The organism is Streptomyces sp. NPDC054863 (genome assembly GCF_053610825.1).
The window spans coordinates 1-9176 of the sequence record NZ_JBSGZD010000310.1 but is presented as its reverse complement, the minus strand read 5'-3'; the positions used below and the strand labels follow the sequence as shown (position 1 = coordinate 9176).

8 protein-coding genes are annotated in these 9176 nt (G+C 70.8%); 6 read left to right on the top strand and 2 right to left on the bottom strand.

What is annotated here, in order from left to right; genetic code table 11:
* Positions 1-84 precede the first annotated feature (84 nt).
* A complete protein-coding gene (locus ACWGIG_RS33265) occupies positions 85-333 on the bottom strand; it encodes an antitoxin (RefSeq protein WP_453325415.1) in 249 nt (82 codons plus the stop codon).
* 52 nt (positions 334-385) lie between these two features.
* Complete coding sequence (locus ACWGIG_RS33260; RefSeq protein WP_453325414.1) at positions 386-658, bottom strand: gliding motility protein; 273 nt, start codon at positions 656-658, stop codon at positions 386-388.
* A gap of 230 nt (positions 659-888) precedes the next feature.
* Here ACWGIG_RS33260 and miaA point away from each other — a divergent pair, with 230 nt between their 5' ends.
* From miaA to hflX, 6 genes are all read left to right on the top strand, one after another.
* Positions 889-1827, top strand: a complete 939-nt coding sequence (miaA, locus tag ACWGIG_RS33255) for a tRNA (adenosine(37)-N6)-dimethylallyltransferase MiaA (RefSeq protein ID WP_453325413.1) — start codon at positions 889-891, stop codon at positions 1825-1827.
* A gap of 107 nt (positions 1828-1934) precedes the next feature.
* Positions 1935-2414, top strand: a complete 480-nt coding sequence (locus ACWGIG_RS33250; RefSeq protein ID WP_453325416.1) for a hypothetical protein — start codon at positions 1935-1937, stop codon at positions 2412-2414.
* A 71-nt stretch (positions 2415-2485) separates the two neighbouring features.
* A complete protein-coding gene (gene dapF, locus ACWGIG_RS33245; RefSeq protein ID WP_453325412.1) occupies positions 2486-3391 on the top strand; it encodes a diaminopimelate epimerase in 906 nt (301 codons plus the stop codon).
* 163 nt (positions 3392-3554) lie between these two features.
* The gene (locus ACWGIG_RS33240; protein ID WP_453325411.1) at positions 3555-5744 is read left to right on the top strand and encodes a RelA/SpoT family protein; all 2190 of its coding nucleotides are present in this window, start codon (positions 3555-3557) and stop codon (positions 5742-5744) included.
* A gap of 170 nt (positions 5745-5914) precedes the next feature.
* Positions 5915-7393 (top strand): M1 family metallopeptidase, encoded by a 1479-nt coding sequence (locus ACWGIG_RS33235; RefSeq protein ID WP_453325410.1) that lies wholly within the window; start codon positions 5915-5917, stop codon positions 7391-7393.
* A 216-nt stretch (positions 7394-7609) separates the two neighbouring features.
* Positions 7610-9088 (top strand): GTPase HflX, encoded by a 1479-nt coding sequence (gene hflX, locus ACWGIG_RS33230; RefSeq protein ID WP_453325409.1) that lies wholly within the window; start codon positions 7610-7612, stop codon positions 9086-9088.
* Positions 9089-9176 lie beyond the last annotated feature (88 nt).

Genomic DNA, 9176 nt, shown 5'->3' with positions numbered 1-9176 from the left:
GAATTTCCATGGGGCGGTGGTGATCCGTGACGGGCCGCGGAACCGAAATGGTTCCGCGGCCGTTCCCGTATCGCGCCGGAAGCTTCAGGAAGCAGGCGGCGGAGGCGGCGCAGTGCCGCCGTCGTCCTTCGTGGAGAGACGGTCCAGGGCGTTCTTGGCCTTGCCCGTCCCGGACTGGATCTGGTTGCTGTACTTGCCCTTGGTCTTGGAGTCGACCGCCTGAGCGGCCTTGTCGAGGCCCTGCTCGATCTTGCCCCCGTGCTGCTGCGCGAGGTCTGCGGCCTTTTCCTTCGCAGGGGCCAGCTTGGCCTTCAAATTGTCCAGGAAGCCCATGGGGCACCTTCCCTCGTGGGGACGTATTCGTTCCTTGTCGGATCCGGAAGATCTACTTCCGGACGCTTTCGCCGACCTCATTGTCCGCTGCTTCCTCCGCGGACTGCTGCTTGGGGATCTCCAAGCCGTCCGCGGCGGGCGCCTCGTCGCTCTCGGGCGCGGCCTCCGGGGCCCCGGCCTCCGCAGCGACTGCCTCAGCAGGGGCCTCGTCGGAGGAAGCCGTTTCGGCCGTCGGGGATTGCGGAGCCTCCGTTTCCTCGGCGGTCACGGTCTCCGCGGTGGCGTCGGCCGTCGGAGCGGCCTCCCGGCCCTCCCCGGTCGACACCTCGGCGGCATCCTTGGGCTTCCGACGAAACATTGCAAAAACGCCCATATCTACTCCATACGGTACTCGTGTGGGCGAAATCCCGCGCCTTCCGGTGCGTCCCATTGCGCCGCCCGGGAACACCGGTCCGTAAACCGGCGTGCGGAACCTCGCAACAGGAAACGACCCCGCGCGTGTGCCGTCACGTCGCTCGTTCGGGGACCGGCGCCGAGGTTTGCGAGACTGGGGCGGTGAGAAGCGCAGCTCCCGCACCGCGGGTCATCGCCGTCGTCGGACCGACCGCGGCCGGAAAGTCCGATCTGGGCGTAGCCCTTGCCCAGCATTTCGGGGGCGAGGTCGTCAACGCCGACTCCATGCAGCTCTACCGGGGGATGGACATCGGCACCGCCAAGCTGACACCCGAGGAACGCGGCGGCATCCCGCACCGCCTGCTGGACATCTGGGACGTCACCGTCACGGCGAACGTCGCCGAGTACCAGCGGCTCGCCCGCAAGGAGATCGACCGGCTGCTCGCCGAGGGCCGCACCCCCGTCCTCGTCGGCGGCTCCGGGCTGTACGTCAAGGGCGCCATCGACGTCATGGAGTTCCCCGGCACCGACCCCCAGGTGCGCGCCCGTCTGGAGGCCGAACTGGCCGAACAGGGCCCCGGCGCCCTGCATCTGCGCCTCGCGGCCTCCGACCCCGACGCGGGCCGCGCGATCCTCCCCAGCAACGGCAGGCGCATCGTCCGCGCCCTCGAAGTGATCGAGATCACCGGACGCCCCTTCACGGCCAATCTGCCCGGCCACGAGTCGGTGTACGACACCGTGCAGATCGGCGTGGACGTCGCCCGCCCGGAGCTCGACGAGCGCATCGCCACGCGTGTGGACCGCATGTGGGACGCCGGCCTGGTGGACGAGGTGCGCACCCTGGTGGAGCAGGGACTGCGCGAAGGCATCACCGCCTCGCGGGCCCTGGGATACCAGCAGGTACTGGCCGCTCTCGTCGGCGATTGCACCGACGAGGAGGCGCGCGCCGAAACGGTGCGTGCCACCAAGCGGTTCGCCCGCCGCCAGGACTCGTGGTTCCGCCGCGACCCCCGGGTGCACTGGCTGAGCGGCGCGGCCGAGAACCGTGCGGAACTCCCGCACCAGGCGCTGGCGTTGCTCGAACGGGCGGTCACAGCCTGATCACGTGATGGCATCGGGACGCTCCGCCCGTCATTCGGGCGCCCGGGCGCGTGCCATCATCGAGCTTCGATCGACCGTTGGAGTCCGAGTGGGGAGGGCGCGTGGCGATGGAGGCCGGCCCTCGTGACAGAGCACAGGAAGAACCGGAGCGGTTGAGTCCTGACGGGCCCGAAGACCAGCCCGGCACACCGGGAGAACTTCCCGACGTTCCGGAGATTCCAGAAGTCCCCGGCCTGCCCGACACCGAGGCCGAGGTCGAGGTGGAACTGCGGCCGCAGCGGCGCCTGCGGATCTGGCAGCTCGCCCCGATCGTGATGCTCGCCGCCCTCGGATCGCTGATGTTCGCCTTCCCCCTGGCCTTCGAAATCGGCGACGGGGGAGCGGTCGTCGCCATGCTGGGCCTGCTGATCAGCGGCTGCGCCGCGGGCTGGGGCATGATGGCCGCCCGCCGCGTCGGCTACACCTGGCCGGGTCTTCCCGCCCGGGGCTCCGGCGGCCGGGCGGACTGGCGGGTCGCCGCGCTCTATGCGGCAGTGTGTGCCGTACTGGTCGCCCTCGCCGTCTGGCGCGTCGCCCGGCTCCGCTGACCCCGCACCACCGAACCCCCGCTTCGGTGAGCGCGACAGCCGAAGATTCGTTGTCGGCCCCTCCCCTTACGATGGATCGCGTGACCACCGCATCCGCCGCCGCCGCGCCGATCGCCTTCCTCAAGGGCCACGGCACCGAGAACGACTTCGTGATCGTTCCCGACCCGGACAACGTCCTCGACCTGCCCGCGACCGTCGTTGCGCGGCTGTGCGACCGCCGGGCCGGCGTCGGAGGCGACGGACTGCTGCACGTCGTGCGGTCCGCCGCGCACCCCGACGGGCACGCGATGGCGGGCACGGCCGAGTGGTTCATGGACTACCGCAACGCCGACGGTTCCGTCGCCGAGATGTGCGGCAACGGCGTCCGCGTCTTCGCCCGCTACCTCCAGCACGCCGGCCTCGTCCGCGAGGGCGACCTCGACGTCGCCACCCGCGGTGGCGTCAAGCGCGTCCACCTCGACAAGGACGGCGACGTCACCGTCTCGATGGGCCGCGCCGCGCTTCCCGAAGGCGACGTCACCGTCTCCGTCGGCGACCGCAGCTGGCCCGCCCGTAACGTCAACATGGGCAACCCGCACGCCGTCGCCTTCGTCGAGGACCTGGCGCACGCCGGGAATCTGTACACTCCGCCGCCGTTCAGCCCGGCCACCGCCTACCCGCAGGGTGTGAACGTCGAATTCGTCGTGGACCGCGGCCCGCGGCACGTCGCGATGCGGGTCCATGAGCGCGGCGCCGCCGAAACACGCTCCTGCGGTACGGGCGCGTGCGCCGTGGCGGTGGCCGCCGCCCGCCGTGACGGGGCCGACCCCGCCGTCACCGGTGCCCCCGTGACGTACACCGTGGACGTCCTCGGCGGACGCCTCGTGATCACCGAACGGCCGGACGGCACCATCGAGATGACCGGCCCCGCCGTGATCGTCGCGGAGGGGCACATCGAGCCCTCGTGGCTCGGAATCATCGAAAACGGCACCGTATAGACCTTCGCTCGAATGGGTGATCCGGTTCACGCCTGGCGGGACCCGGTCAGCACCGCATGATGGGCTCGGTAGCATCAAGCACCGGCCCCGACGGGACACTCCCGTACGAAGGCAGGGGGAGTCGCCACCCGCCCACCGCCGGTCGAGGCTGCCGGAGGTGCCCATGAGTGCAGAGGCCACCAATCCCAACGGTGTGTCGCCAGAGCTTCGCCCGCTGACCCAGCCGGCGGCGCTCCAGCGGGCCGCGGAGGGCCGCAGGCGCGGCCGTCCGCGGATCGACCTGCGCCGGCTGGGCAGGGCCGCCCTGCTCGGTTCCGCCGCACGGAGCCGTACTCCCGACGCGATCGCCCATGTGGCCGAGGCCCACCGCGCGCACCATCCGGAAGCCGACCTCACGATCCTCAGCCGGGCCTACGTCCTCGCCGAGTCCTCGCACCGGGGGCAGATGCGCAAGAGCGGCGAGCCGTACATCACGCACCCGCTGGCCGTCACGCTGATCCTCGCCGAACTCGGCGCGGAGACCACCACCCTGACCGCGTCCCTCCTCCACGACACCGTCGAGGACACCGACGTGACCCTGGAACAGGTGCGTGAGCAGTTCGGTGACGAGGTGTGCTTCCTCGTCGACGGCGTCACCAAGCTGGAGAAGGTCGACTACGGGGCCGCCGCCGAACCGGAGACCTTCCGGAAGATGCTGGTCGCCACCGGCAATGACGTACGCGTGATGTCGATCAAGCTCGCCGACCGGCTGCACAACATGCGCACCCTGGGCGTGATGCGCCCCGAGAAGCAGGTCCGCATCGCGAAGGTGACCCACGAAGTCCTCATCCCGCTCGCCGAACGGCTCGGCGTGCAGGCGCTCAAGACCGAGCTGGAAGACCTCGTCTTCGCGATCCTCCAGCCCGACGACTACGCGCGCACCCGCGCGCTGATCGACGCCAACGCGGCCCAGGGCGACCCCCTCGCCCCGATCGCCGACAACGTCCGCGGCGTCCTCAAAGAGGCGGGCATCGCGGCGGAGGTCGTCGTCCGGCCGCGGCACTCCGTCTCCGTGCACCGGGTCTCCCGCAAGCGCGACGACCTGCGGGGCACGGACTTCGGACGGCTGCTCGTCCTGGTGGGCGAGGACGCCGACTGCTACGCCGTCCTCGGCGAACTGCACACCTGCTTCACCCCGGTGATCTCCGAGTTCAAGGACTTCATCGCCTCGCCCAAGTTCAACCTGTACCAGTCGCTGCACACCGCCGTCGCCGGCGGCGACGGGGCGGTCGCCGAAGTCCTCATCCGTACGCACCAGATGCACAAAGTGGCCGAGGCGGGCGTCGTCGCGCTCGGCAACCCGTACGCCCAGCCGGACGCCGCCGAATCCGTACCCGACGGCGAGCGCGTCGACCCTACCCGGCCCGGCTGGCTGTCGAGGCTCCTGGAATGGCAGGAGGCCACGCCCGACCCGGACGCCTTCTGGACCTCGCTGCGGGCCGACCTCGCGCAGGACCGGGAGATCACCGTGTTCCGCTCCGACGGCGGCACGCTCGGACTGCCCGCCGGCGCGAGCTGTGTGGACGCCGCCTACGCGCAGTACGGCGAGGCTGCCCACGACTGCATCGGTGCGCGGGTCAACGGCCGTCTGGCGACGCTCAGCACGGTGCTGCTCGACGGCGACAGCGTGCAGCTGCTGCTCGCCCACGACGCGGCCTCCGGGCCCTCGCCTGACTGGCTCGACCACGCCCGGACCCCCGCCGCACGGATCGCCATCGAGGGCTGGCTCGCCGACCCGGGGACCGCGCACGACGCGGGGCCCCCGAAGCGCGGCAGGCCGGACGGAGGGGCGGCGGGGACCCAGGGGGCCGCTCCGCCGGTCTCCGGCGCTCCTGCGGCCGCAGAGGGGGCTTCGCGGCCCGTGGTGGAGAACGCCGTGACCGACCTGCCGGACGCGAGTGTGCGTCTGGCCGGATGTTGTACGCCCGTCCCGCCCGACCGGGTCCTCGGCTTCGCGGTGCGCGGCGGCGTCGTCACGGTGCACCGCGAGGGCTGTGCCGCCGTCGCCCGGATGCGGGCCGTCGGACGGGAGCCCGTCGGTGTGCGCTGGCAGGACACCACGGACTGCCGGGTGACCCTGGTCGCCGAGTCCTTCGGTCGGCCGCACCTGCTGGCCGACCTCACGGAGGCCATCGCGACGGCCGGGGTGGAAGTCGTGTCGGCCACCGTCGAACCGCCCTCCGAGCAGCGCGTCCGGCACACGTACACCCTCCAGCTCCCGGACGCCGCGGGACTCCCCGCGCTCATGCGGGCGATGCGCGAGGTGGCCGGGGTGTACGACGTCAGCCGCGCCCAGCACCCGTCGACCGCCTGACCGCCGCCACACGGACCGCCACCCACGGACCGCCGTCACGAAACCGCCGGACCGCAGCCACGAAGCGGTCGCGCTGTCCGGACCAGGGGCACAGCGTGGCCGACGCTCGTTCGGGTGGTGCGGTGCGTGCCGTCCCCCCGCGCGGACTCGGGCGCTGATAGCGGTAGTTCATGCTGCTCACCTCCCGGCGCCTGCGTGCCGTTCTGCTGGCCTCGGCCTCCGTCTCCCTCGTCGGTGCCGTGCTGCCCGCCCCCGTACCCCTCGGCATCGGAGATCCGCTCTTCCCGCACCTCGGCAACCCCGGGTACGACGTCCTCTCGTACGACATCGGCCTCACCTACAGGGGCGACAACACCCAACCGCTGGACGCCGTCACGAGGATCGAGGCGCGGGCGACGGCGCCGCTGGAGCGCATCAACCTCGACTTCGCACACGGCACCGTGAAGTCGGTCGACGTCAACGGCACGCGCGCGAGGTTCGCCGTCACCGGCGAGGACCTGGTCGTCACCCCCGAACAAGCCGTTCACGAGGGGATCCGCACGGTCATCACCGTCAGGCACACCAGCAACCCCGCCGGCGACATCTCCGACGGCGGCTGGGTGCGCACCGGCGACGGGCTCGCCATGGCGAACCAGGCGGATGCCGCTCACCGGGTCTTCCCGTGCAACGACCACCCCTCCGACAAGGCGTACTTCACCTTCCGGGTGACCGCGCCCAAGGGGCAGACGGTCGTCGCCAACGGTCTGCCGTCCGCCATGCCGCGGCAGATCAGGGGCCTCAAGGATGCCAAGGAGGCGGTGTCCTGGACGTACCGCACCAGTCACCCCATGGCGACCGAGCTCGCCCAGGTCTCGATCGGCAGATCCGCCGTCCTGCGCAGGACGGGGCCGCACGGCCTGCCCGTCAGGGACGTCGTGCCGGCCGCCGACGCGCAGAAGCTGGAGCCGTGGCTGAAGAAGACCCCGGCGCACCTGGAATGGATGGAAGAACGCGTCGGGCGCTACCCCTTCGAGGCGTACGGAGTGCTCGTCGCGGATGCCCACACCGGATTCGAGCTGGAGACGCAGACCCTGTCGCTCTTCGAACGGTCGCTGTTCACCGGAGCCGGCTACCCGGAGTGGTACGTCGACTCGATCATGGTGCACGAGCTGGCGCACCACTGGTTCGGCAACAGCGTCTCGCCCCGCTCCTGGTCCGACCTGTGGCTCAACGAGGGCCACGCCACCTGGTACGAGGCCCTGTACGCGCAGAAGCAGCGCCCTCTTGAGGAGCGCATGAAGGCCGCGTACAGCAGCTCCGACGAGTGGCGGCGCGCGGGCGGCGCCCCGGCCGCGCCGAAGCCTTCCCAGCCCGGGCAGAAGATCAGTATCTTCCGGCCGGTCGTGTACGAGGGCAGCGCTCTCGTCCTCTACGCGCTGCGTCAGGAGATCGGCGAGGCGGCGTTCGACCGGGTCGAGCGGCGCTGGGTGAGCGAGCACCGGGACTCGGCGGCGACCACCGCGGACTTCGTGGAACTGGCATCGGACGTTGCCGGAAGCGACCTCTCCGGATTCTTCGAACAGTGGCTGTACGGGCAGAAGACGCCGCCGATGCCGGGGCACCCGGACTGGAGGAGCGCGGCGCCCCAGGGCCAGGAGAGCCGACGCTGAGCACGGGCGCACGGGCCGGTAAACCTCTGTGACGACTGGGCCGAGCCGTGCGACCATCGACGGGTCGGCGGCACGGCCTGGCGGCGGAAACTTCCCGGGATCCCACGCGAATCTCCGGGAATCATCCGGACCCGTCACGCGTTGTGACTGTCGACGGAGGCTTTCCGGCTTCCCGCAGGGACACTCCAGTCCACCGACACACGACCTAAGGATCCAATGACCCCCTCCACTTCTTCCCCTTCCACGAACGACAACATCACAGACAGCCTGCGGGCCGATGCCCTGATGGAAGAGGACGTCGCCTGGAGCCACGAGATCGACGGAGAGCGGGACGGCGATCAGCTCGACCGCTCCGAGCGTGCCGCGCTGCGGCGTGTGGCGGGCCTCTCCACCGAGCTTGAGGACGTCACCGAAGTCGAGTACCGGCAGCTGCGCCTGGAGCGCGTCGTGCTGGTCGGTGTGTGGACCTCGGGGACCGCGCAGGACGCGGACAACTCCCTCGCGGAGCTGGCGGCGCTCGCCGAGACGGCCGGAGCCCTGGTGCTCGACGGTGTCGTCCAGCGGCGTGACAAGCCGGACCCGGCGACCTACATCGGCTCGGGCAAGGCCCTGGAGCTGCGGGACATCGTTCTGGAGACCGGAGCCGACACCGTGGTCTGTGACGGTGAGCTGAGCCCCGGCCAGCTGATCCACCTTGAGGACGTCGTCAAGGTCAAGGTGGTCGACAGGACCGCGCTGATCCTCGACATCTTCGCCCAGCACGCCAAGTCCCGAGAGGGCAAGGCACAGGTCGCACTCGCGCAGATGCAGTACATGCTGCCGCGACTGCGCGGCTGGGGTCAGTCGCTGTCCCGTCAGATGGGTGGCGGCGGCGGTGGCGGCATGGCCACCCGTGGTCCCGGTGAGACCAAGATCGAGACGGACCGGCGCCGGATCCGCGAGAAGATGGCGAAGATGCGCCGGGAGATCGCGGAGATGAAGACCGGTCGCGAGCTCAAGCGCCAGGAGCGCAGGCGCAACAAGGTGCCGTCGGTCGCCATCGCCGGGTACACCAACGCGGGCAAGTCCTCCCTGCTCAACCGCCTCACGGGCGCGGGCGTGCTGGTGGAGAACTCACTGTTCGCCACCCTCGACCCGACCGTGCGCCGTGCCGAGACGCCCAGCGGGCGGCTCTACACGCTGGCGGACACCGTCGGATTCGTCCGGCACCTGCCGCACCACATCGTCGAGGCGTTCCGCTCCACCATGGAGGAGGTCGGTGACTCCGACCTGATCCTGCACGTGGTGGACGGCTCGCACCCGGCGCCCGAGGAGCAGCTGGCCGCCGTGCGCGAGGTGATCCGTGACGTCGGCGCGCTCGACGTGCCGGAGATCGTCGTGATCAACAAGGCGGATGCGGCCGACCCGGTCGTCCTCCAGCGGCTGCTGCGCATCGAGAAGAACGCCATCGCGGTCTCGGCCCGTTCGGGCCAGGGCATCGACGAGCTCCTGGAGCTCATCGACCGCGAACTGCCGCGCCCCTCGGTCGAGATCGAGGTCCTCGTGCCGTACATCCAGGGCGCCCTGGTCTCGCGGGCGCATGCCGAGGGCGAGGTGATCTCCGAGGAGCACACCCCGGAGGGCACGCAGCTCAAGGCGCGGGTGCACGCGGAACTGGCGGCGGAGTTCGCTTCGTTCGTCCCCACCGTGCACTGAGCCGTTCCGTACCGGACGCTCCGTCCGCACCGGACGACTTGATTGAGGCAGCGGTAGAAAGAGGCCGGTGGCCCGCACCCCCGTCACG